The organism is Thiogranum longum (assembly GCF_004339085.1).
Lineage (GTDB): Bacteria > Pseudomonadota > Gammaproteobacteria > DSM-19610 > DSM-19610 > Thiogranum > Thiogranum longum.
Genome location: NZ_SMFX01000001.1, coordinates 875,146 through 889,351, shown reverse-complemented (window position 1 = coordinate 889,351; position 14,206 = coordinate 875,146). Strand labels below are relative to the sequence as shown.

Annotated in this window: 24 protein-coding genes; 3 read left to right on the top strand and 21 right to left on the bottom strand. The window is 49.0% G+C overall.

Going from position 1 to position 14,206, the window contains the following annotated elements; translation table 11 throughout:
* Positions 1 to 179 precede the first annotated feature (179 nt).
* The 3 genes from DFR30_RS04450 to DFR30_RS04440 form a co-directional block, all read right to left on the bottom strand.
* A complete protein-coding gene (locus tag DFR30_RS04450; protein ID WP_132971527.1) occupies positions 180 to 608 on the bottom strand; it encodes a cytochrome c in 429 nt (142 codons plus the stop codon).
* A gap of 135 nt (positions 609 to 743) precedes the next feature.
* Complete coding sequence (locus DFR30_RS04445) at positions 744 to 1,142, bottom strand: VOC family protein (RefSeq protein ID WP_132971526.1); 399 nt, start codon at positions 1,140 to 1,142, stop codon at positions 744 to 746.
* A 71-nt stretch (positions 1,143 to 1,213) separates the two neighbouring features.
* Positions 1,214 to 2,149: a carbon-nitrogen hydrolase family protein gene (locus DFR30_RS04440; RefSeq protein WP_132971525.1), complete on the bottom strand. Its 936-nt coding sequence runs from the start codon at positions 2,147 to 2,149 to the stop codon at positions 1,214 to 1,216.
* Positions 2,150 to 2,516: 367 nt separating this feature from the next.
* On the opposite strand from DFR30_RS04440, the gene DFR30_RS04435 reads away from it, so the two are divergent.
* Both DFR30_RS04435 and vapC read left to right on the top strand, forming a co-directional pair.
* Entirely contained in the window at positions 2,517 to 2,711 is a 195-nt protein-coding gene (locus DFR30_RS04435; protein ID WP_132971524.1) for a type II toxin-antitoxin system VapB family antitoxin, read from the top strand.
* Positions 2,708 to 3,100, top strand: a complete 393-nt coding sequence (gene vapC / locus DFR30_RS04430) for a type II toxin-antitoxin system VapC family toxin (RefSeq protein ID WP_132971523.1) — start codon at positions 2,708 to 2,710, stop codon at positions 3,098 to 3,100. The genes DFR30_RS04435 and vapC overlap by 4 nt, the downstream gene beginning before the upstream one ends.
* Before the next feature lie 77 nt (positions 3,101 to 3,177).
* Here vapC and DFR30_RS04425 read toward each other — a convergent pair whose 3' ends face one another.
* The 16 genes from DFR30_RS04425 to DFR30_RS04355 all read right to left on the bottom strand — a co-directional run bounded on the left by DFR30_RS04425 (position 3,178) and on the right by DFR30_RS04355 (position 9,879).
* Positions 3,178 to 3,465, bottom strand: coding sequence for a helix-turn-helix domain-containing protein (locus DFR30_RS04425; RefSeq protein ID WP_132971522.1), 288 nt, complete (start codon positions 3,463 to 3,465; stop codon positions 3,178 to 3,180).
* A gap of 4 nt (positions 3,466 to 3,469) precedes the next feature.
* Entirely contained in the window at positions 3,470 to 3,799 is a 330-nt protein-coding gene (locus DFR30_RS04420) for a type II toxin-antitoxin system RelE/ParE family toxin (RefSeq protein ID WP_132971521.1), read from the bottom strand.
* A gap of 77 nt (positions 3,800 to 3,876) precedes the next feature.
* A complete protein-coding gene (locus DFR30_RS04415) occupies positions 3,877 to 4,158 on the bottom strand; it encodes a CopG family transcriptional regulator (protein WP_132971520.1) in 282 nt (93 codons plus the stop codon).
* Positions 4,142 to 4,423 (bottom strand): BrnT family toxin, encoded by a 282-nt coding sequence (locus DFR30_RS04410; protein ID WP_132971519.1) that lies wholly within the window; start codon positions 4,421 to 4,423, stop codon positions 4,142 to 4,144. The genes DFR30_RS04415 and DFR30_RS04410 overlap by 17 nt, the downstream gene beginning before the upstream one ends.
* 161 nt (positions 4,424 to 4,584) lie before the next feature.
* Positions 4,585 to 4,881 (bottom strand): type II toxin-antitoxin system RelE/ParE family toxin, encoded by a 297-nt coding sequence (locus DFR30_RS14755; RefSeq protein WP_132971518.1) that lies wholly within the window; start codon positions 4,879 to 4,881, stop codon positions 4,585 to 4,587.
* On the bottom strand, positions 4,862 to 5,143 hold the full coding sequence (locus tag DFR30_RS04400) for an addiction module protein (RefSeq protein WP_207891804.1): 282 nt from the start codon (positions 5,141 to 5,143) through the stop codon (positions 4,862 to 4,864). The genes DFR30_RS14755 and DFR30_RS04400 overlap by 20 nt, the downstream gene beginning before the upstream one ends.
* A gap of 68 nt (positions 5,144 to 5,211) precedes the next feature.
* Positions 5,212 to 5,472: a helix-turn-helix transcriptional regulator gene (locus tag DFR30_RS04395; RefSeq protein ID WP_132971517.1), complete on the bottom strand. Its 261-nt coding sequence runs from the start codon at positions 5,470 to 5,472 to the stop codon at positions 5,212 to 5,214.
* A 1-nt stretch (position 5,473) separates the two neighbouring features.
* Positions 5,474 to 5,755: a type II toxin-antitoxin system mRNA interferase toxin, RelE/StbE family gene (locus DFR30_RS04390; RefSeq protein WP_132971516.1), complete on the bottom strand. Its 282-nt coding sequence runs from the start codon at positions 5,753 to 5,755 to the stop codon at positions 5,474 to 5,476.
* A 103-nt stretch (positions 5,756 to 5,858) separates the two neighbouring features.
* Entirely contained in the window at positions 5,859 to 6,107 is a 249-nt protein-coding gene (locus DFR30_RS04385) for a BrnA antitoxin family protein (protein ID WP_132971515.1), read from the bottom strand.
* Complete coding sequence (locus DFR30_RS04380) at positions 6,100 to 6,381, bottom strand: BrnT family toxin (RefSeq protein ID WP_132971514.1); 282 nt, start codon at positions 6,379 to 6,381, stop codon at positions 6,100 to 6,102. The genes DFR30_RS04385 and DFR30_RS04380 overlap by 8 nt, the downstream gene beginning before the upstream one ends.
* Before the next feature lie 186 nt (positions 6,382 to 6,567).
* Complete coding sequence (locus DFR30_RS04375) at positions 6,568 to 7,110, bottom strand: DUF924 family protein (RefSeq protein WP_132971513.1); 543 nt, start codon at positions 7,108 to 7,110, stop codon at positions 6,568 to 6,570.
* A 111-nt stretch (positions 7,111 to 7,221) separates the two neighbouring features.
* On the bottom strand, positions 7,222 to 7,398 hold the full coding sequence (locus DFR30_RS14230; RefSeq protein ID WP_165869085.1) for a hypothetical protein: 177 nt from the start codon (positions 7,396 to 7,398) through the stop codon (positions 7,222 to 7,224).
* 103 nt (positions 7,399 to 7,501) lie between these two features.
* Positions 7,502 to 8,074 carry a tetratricopeptide repeat protein gene (locus DFR30_RS04370; RefSeq protein ID WP_132971512.1) on the bottom strand — a complete coding sequence of 191 codons (573 nt, stop codon included), beginning with the start codon at positions 8,072 to 8,074 and terminating at the stop codon, positions 7,502 to 7,504.
* A 33-nt stretch (positions 8,075 to 8,107) separates the two neighbouring features.
* On the bottom strand, positions 8,108 to 8,749 hold the full coding sequence (locus DFR30_RS04365) for a tetratricopeptide repeat protein (RefSeq protein WP_132971511.1): 642 nt from the start codon (positions 8,747 to 8,749) through the stop codon (positions 8,108 to 8,110).
* A gap of 59 nt (positions 8,750 to 8,808) precedes the next feature.
* Positions 8,809 to 9,324, bottom strand: a complete 516-nt coding sequence (locus DFR30_RS04360; protein ID WP_132971510.1) for a hypothetical protein — start codon at positions 9,322 to 9,324, stop codon at positions 8,809 to 8,811.
* Positions 9,325 to 9,456: 132 nt separating this feature from the next.
* A complete protein-coding gene (locus tag DFR30_RS04355) occupies positions 9,457 to 9,879 on the bottom strand; it encodes a hypothetical protein (protein ID WP_132971509.1) in 423 nt (140 codons plus the stop codon).
* 290 nt (positions 9,880 to 10,169) lie between these two features.
* On the opposite strand from DFR30_RS04355, the gene DFR30_RS04350 reads away from it, so the two are divergent.
* Positions 10,170 to 11,189 carry an integron integrase gene (locus DFR30_RS04350; RefSeq protein ID WP_132971508.1) on the top strand — a complete coding sequence of 340 codons (1,020 nt, stop codon included), beginning with the start codon at positions 10,170 to 10,172 and terminating at the stop codon, positions 11,187 to 11,189.
* Here DFR30_RS04350 and DFR30_RS04345 read toward each other — a convergent pair.
* Both DFR30_RS04345 and DFR30_RS04340 read right to left on the bottom strand, forming a co-directional pair.
* Positions 11,161 to 13,821 (bottom strand): nitrate reductase, encoded by a 2,661-nt coding sequence (locus tag DFR30_RS04345; RefSeq protein ID WP_132971507.1) that lies wholly within the window; start codon positions 13,819 to 13,821, stop codon positions 11,161 to 11,163. The genes DFR30_RS04350 and DFR30_RS04345 overlap by 29 nt on opposite strands.
* Before the next feature lie 33 nt (positions 13,822 to 13,854).
* On the bottom strand, positions 13,855 to 14,196 hold the full coding sequence (locus DFR30_RS04340) for a TusE/DsrC/DsvC family sulfur relay protein (protein WP_132971506.1): 342 nt from the start codon (positions 14,194 to 14,196) through the stop codon (positions 13,855 to 13,857).
* Positions 14,197 to 14,206 lie beyond the last annotated feature (10 nt).

The window sequence follows — 14,206 nt, the reverse complement described above, 5'->3', positions numbered from 1 at the left end:
GAATACGGTATTTTACAACCGATTATGCTCTTAATAGCATCGATAGTATCGGAAATCTCGATAGAGTACTGGATTGATAGCGAACGTCAACCTCAGGCACATACGACCAGGCTGTGCGGCGCAAACGGGGCGCAGCGGAGCTTTCGTCAGAACGAGCGCATTATCGGGCGATATTATGATTATCGAATACGGTAACCTGTATGACATGCCACACAAGCAGATGTAACTTCAGAAAGAGCCTTATAAGTAGACAATAAATCCCCTTCTTGAGCTTTTAGCGAAAAGCGGCTTGCTGCTCTGTGCATGCTTGTGCCCGCCTGGCGCATACCTTCCGGCATAAGCCTGGCCATGTGACTTGCTCCATGTGATTCAAGTGAACTCATTCCCAGCTGCGATTCTGCTATTTCTGCTGCCTGGTCTGGCTGCTCATTTGCCAGGTTTATAAGTATTTCATTTATGGCTACTAAATGATCGCGCATATTTGACATCATATGCTGCTGCATCATTTCTGGTAGCTCAACCAGCCGCCTTGGGTCTTCATCTGCGGTTAATAAGTTACTTGTTGCGACAAGAACAATTGGCGCAATAATCTGCAGCTTCTTCCTCATCACGGTACTTTCCTTTTTTCGCCTAACGCCCGGCTCACCTGCGCGCTAAAGTTGTGGCCTGCTTTTTCGGTGGCCGCTTTAGAACGTCAGCGTGCAACAGATCGTTGTTGTTAAGTAATCGAAAATCATGGTGCATTAAGCGCTATTTTGATGGAACTCGATTACATTTTTATCTTGGTCACGTATGAAGAACATGATTCCACCATCTGGTAGTGTTATTGGTCCTTCTGTAATATTGATGCCTAGATCTTCTATTTGTTTCTGAACAGCACTAATATCATTTACATCCAGGGCAATATGTGTGTAGCCTGGATATCTTTCCTTTACATCCATTAGAATATTTTTTGTAATTCCTGAATCCGCATTTAAAATAAAATTTATATTCACACCAGATGGATGCTCCATTATCGCGACGGGTTCTGGACCGACAGGACCTGCAAGAAATATAAACCCGAGTTGTTCGTAAAACTTTCTCGCATCATCCAGGTTTTCAACCCTGATTCCAATGTGATTTATCCCTGTAATCTCTTTCATGTAGCCCTCGTTCTCTCTAGTGGTTATGTGCACGTAGCGCGTCCGGTTAAGCGATTTGTCAGATTTGCTTTTCATTTGAATTTTATTGGACTCTGTGTATTTTTATCGACACTAAGCGTAAAAATATCTGGTCTGGCGTAATGCCCGGAAACATCAAGGTCACGTTTTGAAATAGCAACTCGTTTTGAGTCTACCTCTGCATATAGAATACCTTTTTCTTTATGCATTGGACCCGCTACTATTTCACCACCAGGTGCGACGACTATAGAGTCTCCAGGGTTTATCCATTCTTCATCAGAAGGATAAAAGGTTTCTTTATCTGGAAAATCGTTAGGAATGTCGCGGTTTGTAATAACTACGCCGCTACATATAACCCAGCAACGCGCTTCTCGCGCGATGTGTTGCATTGTTCCTATCCACCCATCGCCGCTATCGTATGTGAGTGCAACATAAATTTCGAGATTCTGTGAATAAAGAGCATACCTTGATAAAGGCATGTAATTTTCCCAGCAAATTAAAGTTCCTGTTCTTCCTGCTGTCGTTTCTACAACATTTAAACCAGTACCATCACCAAAACCCCAGACCATTCTTTCAGGATTTGTTGGCATAAGTTTACGGTGACGATTAACAATATTACCGTCTTTACTAATCATTACTGCTGTGTTGTAGAGTGTTGCATTACTTACTATATTGTCTCGTTCGTTTAATCCACAAATAACGCTAATTTTATTCTTCTTCGCACTTTCATATAGAGGTTTCAGGTCACCGGCATCAATATCAACGGCGCTATCTAATAAACGAGAATGTAACTCTTCACTTGCACCCCAGTCACCACCGGGACGCAGCCTCCATATCCAGGCGGGGTAGCCAGATATGTATGCTTCAGGGAATATAGCCAGCTCGGCGCCGTTTGATGCTGCTTGCTCTATCAATTGAACTGCCTTATCAATCGTTTTATCTCTATCAAGTAAAACGGAGGACTCTTGTATGATTGCTATCTTTGTCATTTATTATGTCTCAATTGAACGGGGAGTTCCTACTAAAAAGTTGACACCCCGTAGTTATAAACATGCTTGATCAAACTCCATCGGTGACTGGATGGCTGGCGCACGCGTAAGGCATGACGCAGGGCTCTTCGTGACAGCGCAGCCGTTCGCTCCTTGCCCAGCGCCCAACCCAACAGGCGTCACGAATAGCGATCCATGACCGTGGCCAAATAGCGTCACTGACCGGCTACTTTAGAATTGAGCCGCGCTGATTTTTAGCGTCGGTTCGAATGATTGGTTATGTGCGCTACGGGGACGCTTGAAACCAACCCTGCAGATATGCTTTAATGTGTACACGCACGCTTAATTATACACATTCGGAGTGGTTATGCGCACCAATATTGTTATCGATGACAAACTCATGGCTGATGCACTTAAACTCACCGGCGCTAAAACCAAGCGTGAGGCAGTTGAGCTTGGCCTCAAGGCACTGATTAGATTAAATAAACAGCAAGCGATCAAGAAATTTAAGGGCAAGCTCAAATGGGACGGCGATCTTGATAGCATGAGACTCAACAGATGATCTTTGTCGATTCCAGTGTCTGGGTTGATTACTTCAACGGCAACCCGACACCTGAAACTGACAAGCTTGATTCATTGCTTGGCATTGAACCGGTTGCTACAGGAGATTTGATTCTTGCTGAGGTTTTGCAGGGTTTCAGAAATGATAAGGACTACAAAACCGCAAAGAATCTACTTACATCACTTACCGTATTCAATATGCTCAATACCAGCATCGCTGTAAAAAGTGCTGATAATTTTAGGTTGTTAAGAAAGAAAGGCGTTACCGTCAGAAAAACTATAGACTCGATTATCGCAACCTTCTGTATTGAGTATAGTCTACCATTACTTCATTCCGATAAAGACTTCCAGGCATTTCATAAGCACCTACGCTTAAAAAATGCGATTTAGCACATAACGGTTGGCGTGAGTAGCGGCAGCGCGCGCCTGCGTCCCTGACGTCTGCTCGACGCCATGGTTATATTTGGCTACTCCGAGATTGCTTTAATAACCGCCTCCGGGTTCTTTTGCACAACCTTGAGTAAAACCCGGGCAGCCCCTCTAGGGCTTCGCAAGCCTTGCTCCCAATGACGCAGGGTACCAAGTGAAATTCCAAAAGCCGCGCAGAATCGTTGCTGGCTCATCCCGGTTTTTTCACGAATAGCCTTCACGTTTATTTCTTCCGGCGTATGCTCGACGACTTTACTTTTCTTTCCCTTGGAATAGCTGATCGCATCGGTTAAACCTTCTTGTATTTCATCAAATGCTTTACCCATCTCTCTAACTCCAGAAACTCACCAGCTCTTTAACGAGCCTGGACAACACCTGCTTTTCCTTCATAGAAATATTGGCCTTTTCATTCTTCCCAAAAACAGTGAGAAGATAGAGAGGCATTATTTCGCTATGGAAATAGCAGATAACCCTTACTCCGCCACTTTTCCCTCCACCACTCCTGGCCCATCGGAGCTTGCGGATACCCCCTGTATTCTGGATAAGGACACCGCTTTGCGGATTTTCCGAAAGATAAGCAATCAGATCCGATTTTTCCTCTTCGGAAAGGAGCTGATTCGCTTTTCTTTGAAACGTCCCTGTTTCTGCGACGGTAATCATGTAAGATCAAGCATACTCCAATGGAGTACCTTGTCAAGCGGTAAAACAGATGTTTATTGCAAAATATAACGACCAGGCTAACAGGCACGCCGTTTTTTTGCGCGTCCGGTTGAGCGCCTTGTTAGAGGTTGCTGTTGCGATGCTGAATACACATCCAATAAGCGCCGGATCATTTTTTGATATTGCGTTTTATGTTTTTTTGCCTCTTGCTTGAAAAATTCCACACTTTCTTTGCTAAGAGAAATGGTGACCTTTACGGTATCTTCCTTAAAGGCAAGTTCCTCTGGAGATGGGAGGAAATCAGCTATCACCTTCAGCTCACCAAGCTCTTCATCGGTATATTTAATTTTCGCGCTCATAGATCTTTTTACCTTTCCGCCAATAACCGGCGCCAAATATTCGAATTACACCAGCGCGATAAGTAAACCTCACCGTCACGACACCACTTCCAACCTTTCCAAAGCAAAAATACCGTTTTTCTTTTTTATTACTATGGGCCAGGTCTTCTGCAATTATCCTGCTCGGGTCGGCGAAAGCATACTGCGCTTCCGAGAACGAGATATCGTGTTTTAACTGGTTTGCTAGATCCTTCTCTGGATCCCAATCGAAGCTGTCCTTGCTCATAAGGTCAGTATAGTCTGGATATGGCCAATATGCCATATTTTTATATGTATTAAAATTCAGGCGATTAGCAGTATGCAACCTCTAACGATTAAGGCCAGCCGCACGCGGTACGCCCGTCGGACTGGGCCGCATGGTTAGAGGGCGAATCCAGCAAACACCAATCAACGGGAATGCCAATAGCCAGGTTTACGTTTGTGATGTGCAATTGCAATGATTTCGACTTCCTGACCCTTCAACCTGTATATAAGACTGAATGGGAACCGGGGCATTACATAACGACGCGCCCTGGTACCGAATCGAGGCCATCGATCCGGACCCTCTCGAACCATCTCTACCGAATGATTTAATTCTTGCGTAAAAGCACGGGCAGCAAGCAGGCTGCGTTGCGCATACCAACTAAAGGCCGCATCAGCCTCGTTAATTGCTGCCGAATGAAATCTAACTGTTCTCTGCGGCATCCAGCCTTTTTAGGAGTCGATTCCTTACATCTTCCCAAGGAACCAATTTGGCATCACCAGAATCCAGCGCCGCCATCCGGCGTTCTATTTCCTCTAGCCACGCCGCTTCAACCCCCTCCTCCACTTCCGTGTCCAAACTCTCCAATAAAAGCCCAGCAAGCGAAGCCCTCTCTTCGTCTTCGAGTTCCATCGCCTGCTGATATAGTTCGCGTGCTGAAGTTGCCATGCGATAATAATAGCACACCATAAACGGCATATGCATCAGTCGCTTAAGTTCTCTAACGATTGAATTGAACCGCGCTGATTTCTAGCGTCGGTTCGAATGATTGGTTATGCCGCAGACTCTTGGCGAACATCCCAACCCGGAAAGACGAGAACAGCGGGATGGCATTTAAGCGCCCTGGCAAGAATCTTTGCCCGCTCCACTCCAAGGTTGACTCGATCATTCTCAATGGCAGAGATGGTGGATTGCGGAATGCCCGTTAGCTCAGAAAGCTCGTTCTGACTCATTTCCTGTAATTCACGAAGAATCCGAACCGACTCCCCAACAGAGACATCCACCGACTTCTTTGCTTTTCGATAATCTTTCATCTTACTTCCTACGATAATCGTGCGGCGTCACGTTAACCACCTGAACCAAAACAAGATCCTTCTCGATTTTGTAGATGACGCGATACTGAATGTTTAGACGAGATGAACGATGCCCTTTCCATTCACCACGAAGCGCCTCATCCCTAAAGCCTCTAATTTGCTTCAACCCATCAGGGCCACTTATCAATATGATATCTTTCCATTTTTCATATCGTTTGAGCACGTCAATTGGCAGCGACGCAAGCTGCTTTACGGCCTTCCTGTGCTCGTATATCTCCCACATACCTTAATTAGTATATATACGTTATATAGTATGTCAACCCTGCGGCATAACGATTAAGGCCAGCCGCGCATACGCGCGTCGGATTGGGCCGCATTGTTATACCTTACCCCGCTTGCTTTAACTCTTCTCTGATAACTTTCCGTAATGCATCTTCTAATGATTTATCGTGTGCTTTGATATGCTCACGCAATGCTTCGTTTATAAGCGTTTGGTAGTTTCCGCCTCCTGCAGCATGCACCAGGTTCTTGAAGTGCTCAATAATGTCCGCGTCTAAACGAATGGTGATACGAACCTTGTTTGGGTCAGGCTTGATTACGGCGCCTCGTTTTCCTTTACTGAAATCTTCACTCATAGCTCAGGCCTTGATAATACTGTTTGGTTTGACTGCGATCGGCTTTCCGGGCTGAAATAATGCGAATACAATTTTCGCCACGTTCAGCGTGAACAACGAAAAGGACATTCAATTGCGGCCCCAGTCCCAATGTTTTAAAACGTTGTTCCGGGTGATCCCTATCTTCAATGGTAAGAGCGTTTTCATCCTCTAGAGCAATCACCGCATCAGCGAAGTCCACCCCGCGTTTGCGGAGATTTTCGGCAGCCTTCCTTGGATCCCACTCAAAGTCCATGAGATAAGTGTATGTACATTCCGTGTACATGTCAATGTAGATAAAAGCGATTATTTTTCAGAGGTATAACGACCAAGTTGAGCAGCACAAAACCCGTGGTTTGAATTGCGGTATAGTGACGCGAAGCGACACCGCAATTCAAACCACGGGTTTTGGGTCAGCTCGAACGCCTGGTTATGTGTTTCTTTACCCATTGAATGAACCTTTACTCCCTAAATACTCAAGCTCCTTAACAGTGCTCTCTCGCCCCAATATTCTATTTCGGTGAGGAAAACGCCCAAACTTCCGAATTATATCTCTGTGATGTTTCGCGAATTCAAGATTTCCCTCTAATTCGTTTTCACGGAAAAGCTTAACCGCTAGGTCTTGATCCTCTATTTTTTCACTATGCATAAACGGCATAAATAAAAATGACAATTGCTCATCATTGAGCTGAGGTACAAAACCATTATTAATAGAAGCTCTTGCAACTTCTATCGCGTCTCCCTCGGTTTTAAAGCTCTTTGCTTCACCTCGAAACATATTGAGCGGAAATTGATCAAATATTAGAACTAAAGCTAAGCTACCCAGAGCATCCTTTTTCCACCCATCTAGCTCGCCTTCTACCGCTCGCTCCCAAACAGTTTCATACTTACTGCGAATCTCGGCATCTAACTCCGGCGTAGATGAAAACCACTGGCTTCTGACCTGATCTGAGTACCAATAATCAATGACTTCTTGAGGGTTCATTTATTAGTCTGTTGTTTAAACACATAACGCTTGCCTAGATTGTGAGGCGCGTTTACGCACCGCGTCAATTTGAGGCGGTTGTTATGTGGCATTAAATACGTTGGCACCTCATTAATTACGAATCAATTTTTTTGCTAGTGGGTATGAAACAATCGCTAATACAGCCCATGCCAACCCCAAATATTTCATAACACTTTCTGGCGCTTGCACATTCAGCGAAATCAACAATACAACCGCTACAAAAATAATGCCAAAGCTTATAATTAAAGAACCTACTATGTATTTCATATTAATTATCATGATCGGTTTAAATTAATCATTAACTACATAACGCCAAAGCTGTGCGGCGCAAACGAAGCGCAGCGTAGTTTGCGTCCGAACGAGCGCCTTGTTAGCGCTTTTGCTCAAAATCTGCCTCTGAGTAACCAAGCTCGGCCATCTTTGCATGGTAGCTTTTAGCTTTTTGTACATCCTTTAGGTTATTGCCATAAAAGTACAACAGTGCCGCAATAAATTGCTTTTCACTCTTAGAGTATTGGGCGGTGATAGGAAGAACGGCATCCAAATATTTAGCGCCATCTTCAAACTGATTTAATTCTAGGTAGGTTGCTGAAAGTTCTGCCATTCTTCTGCCACTTTTTATACTACTTTTACCAGACAGCTTTTCTTCTTCAGCGAGCGACCTTGTAAGCGCCTCTTTTGCGTCGGTGTAACGGCCTGATTTACGTAGCACTCTACCAAAATTATATAATTTCTCGGATTTCGCCTCTGGCCCTAAGTTACCCCACTCGACGTTAACGTAGGCTCGATAGCATGCCTCCGCTGCTACTTGCATGTTTCCTGCTCTTTCAGCTTCCGAGCATGTTTGCGAGTAACGATCAGATGTTGCGCGGTTGAGGGGATTTGCACACCCGACTAATGCTGCAAATAAAACAAGCATTGAAAACTTAATAGCAATATTCATTATTGTTGATTCTCCTTATTCTTAGCGCTAACGTCACCCATCAGCCGCGCCGTTCTTTGGCATCTGCTGGATGGGCTTGTTAGCCTCTTCATGCTTGAAAGGTGGTAATGAGCCGAAATCAGCGTTAATTTTCTTAGCCAACTCTTGAGCACGCTCCAACTCTGATCCACTCAATCGCGATTTTACCCTCTTAAGAATACTTTTCGCCTCCTCCGCGACGGGTTCTGATCTTCCTGCGGTTAAAGACAACCAAGCATAAGCCTGAAGGTCATTACCTATAGGTGGTGGTACAAGTGAATACAGAATGCCCAATTGCAATTCTGAGCCTCGATGCCCTAGCGCCGCACCCGCAAAGAACATTTTTGCTGCTTGCTCAAATTCTTGATTTGCTGCCAATATCATTCCGACGTTATAAAAAGCGGGTGGGTATGATTGCTCGGCCGCCTGAAAATACAGTTGTATTGCTTTTTTTCCATCACCAGCTAGGCATTTACCCGTGCTGTAGTAACGCGCCATCATGTAGATGGATTGCGCATTATTGTCTTCTACGCCTTTCTGATATTTTTCGATAAGCTTGTCGTTGCAGGGTGGAGCCGCTTTTTCAATAGGCTCAGTAAGCCCTACTGTACTAGCGAGCATCAAGGCGAATAATATTGTTGTTCGTTGCTTGTCCATGTTTTAAGGCTAACGTCGCCCTTCAGCTGCGCGGTTTTTGCGTCGGCTGGAAGGGCTTGTTAGGCGCCACCAAAGGACACCATCGAAACCCCAATACTAATAATCCACATATCGAGGACCAAACCGAGCCAGCGCCAAACCGCGTTCTCTTCCGTTGCTGGAGTTACGACATAGCCCAGAAATGTTTCTTTTCCTAGGCTAAAGTTTCGTATCTCCAGGATGCCGAGAAATATCAGAGGGATCGCAATCCACTCAATGTCCAAGCTCTCCGGCAATAAGACCTTTACAAGAAGCATGGCTGCTAGCATTCCAAGCCCTAACCACCACACGGTATTGCCAATAGTTCTAGCAACAAAATTTTTCCCGTCTGATACTTCCACAAACCAGTAGTAACGGTTCAAGCTAGGACTAGAACTTCGAGTTAAGGGCTGAATCACCTCTCCTTCAGCAAGCTTTTTTCTCAGCTCAACAATCTCAAACTGATTTAATTCGGCCGGCGCATTGCATTTACGGCATGAATGAGCCTCAGATTCATTCAATGCTCTGCAAACATTGCAAACCCATTCATAATCCATCCAATTAGCGCCTAACGTTTAGTTAACCTGCATGTTTTACAACGCGCCTTTTTGTGACATTATCGGGCGCAGCGAGGCTACAAAAAGGCGCGTTGTAAAACATGTCAGGTTGAACTTTTTGTTATGTTAATATCACTGGTGCTTGTTAATTTCATCGATTGCTGCTTTCCGGTATTTCAAAAGATCCTCAGACCTAATGAACCACAATATTTCATCTGGCTCTGATATGTTATTTAAGGCTAAGCGCCCTAAAACAAGGTGTCCTTCTAGGAGTACTGGTTCTTCCTCTCCATTTATATCAACAAGTTTAATTTTGAACTTTTCTTGTAGTGATTGAAACGAATCAATTTTATAAAGCTTTATAGAGTTTTCATTAAAAACTATTGCCATTATCCCGGCATCATTTTCGTTTACAGATAACCTAAAATATGAAAGCGGGCCAGTAGATTCCCATGATCCTGACAAATCATGCAATGTTGGATTTTGCACCATCAATGATACGCAACCACTTGCAAGGATAACAACAAACCCGATTGCCAATAGTTTCCTATTCATTTTCTCTTAAACATAACATTGTATATCTGGAAAAACGCCGTGTTATAACACGTGCGTTTTCCGTATATCCCGCACAGGGTTGTTCCGGTGCGCCCCGTTTCTTGTCTGTAAACCTACGCTTGTATCCCTTTCTTTTCAAGCCGCTACACACCTCAAACCTGCTTACTGGCACCAGTTACGGATCAACCCCACCTGTAGAATTAACTCAATTTTCCATCTATCCACGCCTTGCAATCCGGGAGCAGGCTATTATACTGTTCATCCATACAGTCCATGGAGGGATATGTATTATGACCAGGAAACGCCACAGCTCGCCTTTTCTTGACCAGGTTCGAAATACGATCCGGACCCGGCATTACAGCATTCGTACCGAGAAGTCTTATGTAGGCTGGGTTCATCGCTACATTCTGTTCCATAACAAACAGCACCCGAAGGACCTTGGCGAAAAGCACGTTGCCGAGTTTCTGACCTATCTGGCTGTCAAGCGTCGTATATCACCCAGTACGCAGAACCAGGCGCTGAATGCGCTGGTTTTTCTCTACAAACAGGTTATAGGCCAACCGCTGGGGGATATTCTGAATGTGGTTCGCGCCAAACAGCCACAGCGACTGCCAACGGTATTGTCACAGGATGAGGTGCGCAGGCTGATCCGTCAGGTTGATGGCCCCTGCTGGCTACCGGTCTGCCTGCTGTATGGTTCCGGCCTGCGGTTAATGGAGTGCCTGCGCTTGCGCGTCAAGGATCTGGATTTTGAGCATCGCGCCATCACGGTGCGCAGTGGCAAGGGCGGCAAGGACCGTGTGGTCACCTTGCCGGACCCCTGCATCGAACCCCTGAAGCGCCAGCTTGAACTGGTTCGGAATCTTCATGAAAAGGACCTGGCCGATGGCTTTGGCGCTGTGTGGCTGCCCTATGCACTGGAACGCAAGTACCCGCAGGCACCGAAATCATGGGGCTGGCAGTATGTGTTCCCGGCCAGCAAGCGCAGTAACGACCCGCGCTCCGGTATCAGGCGGCGTCATCATCTGGATGACAGTTGTCTGCAGAAAACCGTCAAACGCGCCTTGCGCCGGGCAGGTATCTTCAAACCCGCCAGTTGCCACACGCTGCGACATTCCTTTGCCACTCACCTGCTGGAACGGGGTATGGATATTCGCACCGTTCAGGAACAACTGGGACACAAGGATATTCGCACTACGCAGATCTATACCCATGTTTTACAGCGTGGCGGTAATGCAGTGATCAGTCCGTTGGTGGACATCCTCGGCAGCGGCAATTCATTCAGTCCTGGTCCGCCAGCAACGCCTTGAGTTCGGGCACACAGGACCCGCAGTTGGTGCCGGCCTTCAGCGCTTCACCGATCTGTTCCACGCTGGTGAGGTGCTGGCTTTGAATAGCATCGACCAGGGTATTGATGCCGACACTGAAACAGGAGCAGACGATAGGCCCGGCGTCTTTCTGACCGATGGCAGGTTTGCCGGTAAGCAGGCTGGTGCGTGCGGCATCGTCGAGCGGGCCCTGTTCGAACAGTTTTGATAACCAGTCACGTGATGGCAGGTGGATATCGGGGCCGATGAAGATGCAGCTTTCCAGCTGGTTATCGACCAGCCGTGCGGCGCGGTAGCGGTTGACGGCCGGGTCGAAGTATTCCAGCCAGTCGACGTCGGTTTCGTGGCTGCATAACAAATCGCGCGCGCAACGGGCCCAGTCTTCGGGGCTTTGCTCGCCGGCGATTTCATAGCGCCACATGCCCTGCCCTTTGGCGCAGGACCAGTAGGCCGCATTTTTCAGCTCCAGCCGGCGGCGCGACAGGATAAAGCCGTGCCAGACGACCGGGAAGGGTTCGATGGCCACGGGGGTATATTTGAATTCGGGTTGTCCGGACACCGGGTCGGTAGCCGGGCTGACCAGGCAATCCACACTTGGCACGCTGGAGAATTGCAGGTTCCAGTGCATGGGCACGAACACGCTGCCACGCTGCTGGGTACCCGTGACCTGGGCACGCACCACGATCTCGCCCCACGCACTGTGCAGCCTGACCAGGCCGTGATCTTCGACGCTGTACTGCGTGGCATCGTCGGGGTGCAGTTCCGCATAGGGTTCAACGATGTGACCGGACAGGCGCGGTGATTTACCGGTACGTGTCAGGGTGTGCCAGTGATCGCGCACGCGGCCGCTGTTCAGCACCAGCGGGTAGTCATCGCTGATGGCATGCGCCGGTTGCGGGTTGTTGATCGGCACGAAGCGCGCGCGACCGTTGCGGGTAAAGAAGTGGCCATCGCTGAACATGCGCGCACTGCCCTGCGGGGCGGCATGACTGACCGGCCACTGCACGGGGGGCAGGTACTGGTAGTCTTCGTGACTGAGGCCGGCCAGTTCACTGATGTCGAAATCACGCTCGCCGTCGTTTTCAAAGCCGGACAGTGCGGCGTGCTCACGCCACACGTCGACGGCAGCCGGGTAGTCGAATGCACTTTCATAGCCCATGCGCCGTCCGACTTCACTGACAATCCACCAGTCCGGCCGTGCATCGCCCTGGGTCGGCAGGAAGGCGCGTTGACGGGAAATACGCCGCTCGGAATTGGTGACGGTGCCTTCTTTTTCGCCCCAGCTTTGTGCGGGCAACAGTACGTCGGCGTATTGGGTGGTGTCGGTGTGTTCCACACAGTCCGACACCACCACCAGTTCACACTGCCCGAGTGCAGCACGTACGCGTTGGGTGTCGGGCAGGCTGACGGCCGGGTTGGTGGCCATGATCCAGACAGCCTTGATCTTGCCGGTCTCCATTGCCTGGAACATGTCCACGGCTTTCAGTCCGGCCTGCCCGGGGATGGCCGGGGACTGCCAGAAACGTTGCACGCGTTCGCGGTGTTGCGGGTTGTCGATCTCCATGTGTGCGGCCAGCTGGTTGGCCAGCCCGCCAACTTCACGCCCGCCCATGGCGTTGGGCTGCCCGGTAAAGGAGAACGGCCCCATGCCAGGCCGTCCGATACGGCCGGTCAGCAGGTGGCAGTTGATAAGGCTGTTGACCTTGTCGGTGCCGAAGGAGAACTGGTTGATGCCCTGCGAGAATACGGTGACCACACGTTCGGTACGCGCAAATAACCGGTAGAACTCGCGCAGCGTGTCAGTATCGATACCGCAAGCGGTTGCAACTACGTCAAGCTCACCGGCGGATGCGCGCGCGCTGGCCAGCGCTTCATCGGCGCCATCGGTGCAGCGTTCCACGAACAGGGCATTCAGTTCGCCGCTGTCTTGCAGGTAGCACAGCAGGCCGTTGAACAGCATGGCATCGGAACCGGGACGCACGGCAAGGTGCAGGTCGGCAACATCGCAGGTTGGCGTCGCACGCGGGTCGATCACCACGACCATAAGATCCGGGTTGTCTTTTTTGGCCTTGCGGATACGCTGGAACAGCACCGGGTGGCACCAGGCGGTATTGGAGCCGGCCAGCACAATCAGCTTGGCGCGCTCCAGGTCTTCGTAACTGCACGGCACCGTGTCGGTGCCAAAGGCGCGCTTGTAACCGGCCACCGCCGAGGACATGCACAAGCGCGAGTTGGTATCGATGTTGGCGGAGCCGATGAAGCCTTTCATCAGCTTGTTGGCGACGTAGTAGTCTTCCGTCAGTAACTGGCCGGAGACATAAAATGCGACGGCATCGGGGCCGTGTGTTTCGATCACGCGTTTGAACTCACCGGCCACGTGATCCAGCGCGCGGCCCCAGTCGGTGACTTCGCCATCGACCTTCGGGTACAGCAGGCGGTTATCCGGCCCGACGGTCTCGCCCAGCGCTGCGCCCTTGGAGCACAGGCGCCCGAAGTTCGCCGGGTGATCGGGGTCGCCGCGCACACTGACGTTCATCGCCTCGTCGACGCTGACCAGTACGCCGCAGCCGACGCCACAGTAGGGGCAGGTGGTTCGGATTTCGGGGTTACTCATTCGGCCATTATACCCGTTGGCCGAGGTGCGGCATCAGATATCGAGCATCAACTTGAGCGGCTTGCGCATGCCGGCAATCTTGCACGCCTGCTGGCCGTAGCCGTAGGGAAACAGCGAGTACAGGAACTTGCGGCTGGCTTTTTCCTTGCCGAGTTTTTCCCGCAGTGCTTTTAGCGCATGGCGTGCTTCGGGGACAGTCTGGCGTTCTTCAAAGTAGCCCCGCACAAAGTAAACAACTGTCCAGTGGTCATCGCTCATGTCAATCCGTTCGCGCGTTGCCAGTGCATTGGCAACCTGCATATCCCACTCTTCCGGGTAGAGCAGGAAACCCTCGTTATCGAGACTGACTTCGGTACCGTTTACTTCAAGGGTCATTTCATTACTC

What these genes read in the sequence shown, in the direction of transcription:
- DFR30_RS04390 (WP_132971516.1), bottom strand. Translation starts at nt 5,755, where the DNA reads ATGTGGGAGATATACGAGCACAGGAAGGCCGTAAAGCAGCTTGCGTCG.
- DFR30_RS04350 (WP_132971508.1), top strand. Translation starts at nt 10,170, where the DNA reads ATGACCAGGAAACGCCACAGCTCGCCTTTTCTTGACCAGGTTCGAAAT.
- DFR30_RS04445 (WP_132971526.1), bottom strand. Translation starts at nt 1,142, where the DNA reads ATGAAAGAGATTACAGGGATAAATCACATTGGAATCAGGGTTGAAAAC.
- DFR30_RS04395 (WP_132971517.1), bottom strand. Translation starts at nt 5,472, where the DNA reads ATGAAAGATTATCGAAAAGCAAAGAAGTCGGTGGATGTCTCTGTTGGG.
- DFR30_RS04440 (WP_132971525.1), bottom strand. Translation starts at nt 2,149, where the DNA reads ATGACAAAGATAGCAATCATACAAGAGTCCTCCGTTTTACTTGATAGA.
- DFR30_RS04450 (WP_132971527.1), bottom strand. Translation starts at nt 608, where the DNA reads ATGAGGAAGAAGCTGCAGATTATTGCGCCAATTGTTCTTGTCGCAACA.
- DFR30_RS04370 (WP_132971512.1), bottom strand. Translation starts at nt 8,074, where the DNA reads ATGAATATTGCTATTAAGTTTTCAATGCTTGTTTTATTTGCAGCATTA.
- DFR30_RS04385 (WP_132971515.1), bottom strand. Translation starts at nt 6,107, where the DNA reads ATGAGTGAAGATTTCAGTAAAGGAAAACGAGGCGCCGTAATCAAGCCT.
- DFR30_RS04365 (WP_132971511.1), bottom strand. Translation starts at nt 8,749, where the DNA reads ATGGACAAGCAACGAACAACAATATTATTCGCCTTGATGCTCGCTAGT.
- DFR30_RS04380 (WP_132971514.1), bottom strand. Translation starts at nt 6,381, where the DNA reads ATGGACTTTGAGTGGGATCCAAGGAAGGCTGCCGAAAATCTCCGCAAA.
- DFR30_RS14230 (WP_165869085.1), bottom strand. Translation starts at nt 7,398, where the DNA reads ATGAAATACATAGTAGGTTCTTTAATTATAAGCTTTGGCATTATTTTT.
- vapC (WP_132971523.1), top strand. Translation starts at nt 2,708, where the DNA reads ATGATCTTTGTCGATTCCAGTGTCTGGGTTGATTACTTCAACGGCAAC.
- DFR30_RS04375 (WP_132971513.1), bottom strand. Translation starts at nt 7,110, where the DNA reads ATGAACCCTCAAGAAGTCATTGATTATTGGTACTCAGATCAGGTCAGA.
- DFR30_RS14755 (WP_132971518.1), bottom strand. Translation starts at nt 4,881, where the DNA reads ATGCCGCAGAGAACAGTTAGATTTCATTCGGCAGCAATTAACGAGGCT.
- DFR30_RS04435 (WP_132971524.1), top strand. Translation starts at nt 2,517, where the DNA reads ATGCGCACCAATATTGTTATCGATGACAAACTCATGGCTGATGCACTT.
- DFR30_RS04415 (WP_132971520.1), bottom strand. Translation starts at nt 4,158, where the DNA reads ATGAGCGCGAAAATTAAATATACCGATGAAGAGCTTGGTGAGCTGAAG.
- DFR30_RS04400 (WP_207891804.1), bottom strand. Translation starts at nt 5,143, where the DNA reads ATGCATATGCCGTTTATGGTGTGCTATTATTATCGCATGGCAACTTCA.
- DFR30_RS04355 (WP_132971509.1), bottom strand. Translation starts at nt 9,879, where the DNA reads ATGAATAGGAAACTATTGGCAATCGGGTTTGTTGTTATCCTTGCAAGT.
- DFR30_RS04340 (WP_132971506.1), bottom strand. Translation starts at nt 14,196, where the DNA reads ATGACCCTTGAAGTAAACGGTACCGAAGTCAGTCTCGATAACGAGGGT.
- DFR30_RS04425 (WP_132971522.1), bottom strand. Translation starts at nt 3,465, where the DNA reads ATGGGTAAAGCATTTGATGAAATACAAGAAGGTTTAACCGATGCGATC.
- DFR30_RS04420 (WP_132971521.1), bottom strand. Translation starts at nt 3,799, where the DNA reads ATGATTACCGTCGCAGAAACAGGGACGTTTCAAAGAAAAGCGAATCAG.
- DFR30_RS04360 (WP_132971510.1), bottom strand. Translation starts at nt 9,324, where the DNA reads ATGGATTATGAATGGGTTTGCAATGTTTGCAGAGCATTGAATGAATCT.
- DFR30_RS04345 (WP_132971507.1), bottom strand. Translation starts at nt 13,821, where the DNA reads ATGAGTAACCCCGAAATCCGAACCACCTGCCCCTACTGTGGCGTCGGC.
- DFR30_RS04410 (WP_132971519.1), bottom strand. Translation starts at nt 4,423, where the DNA reads ATGAGCAAGGACAGCTTCGATTGGGATCCAGAGAAGGATCTAGCAAAC.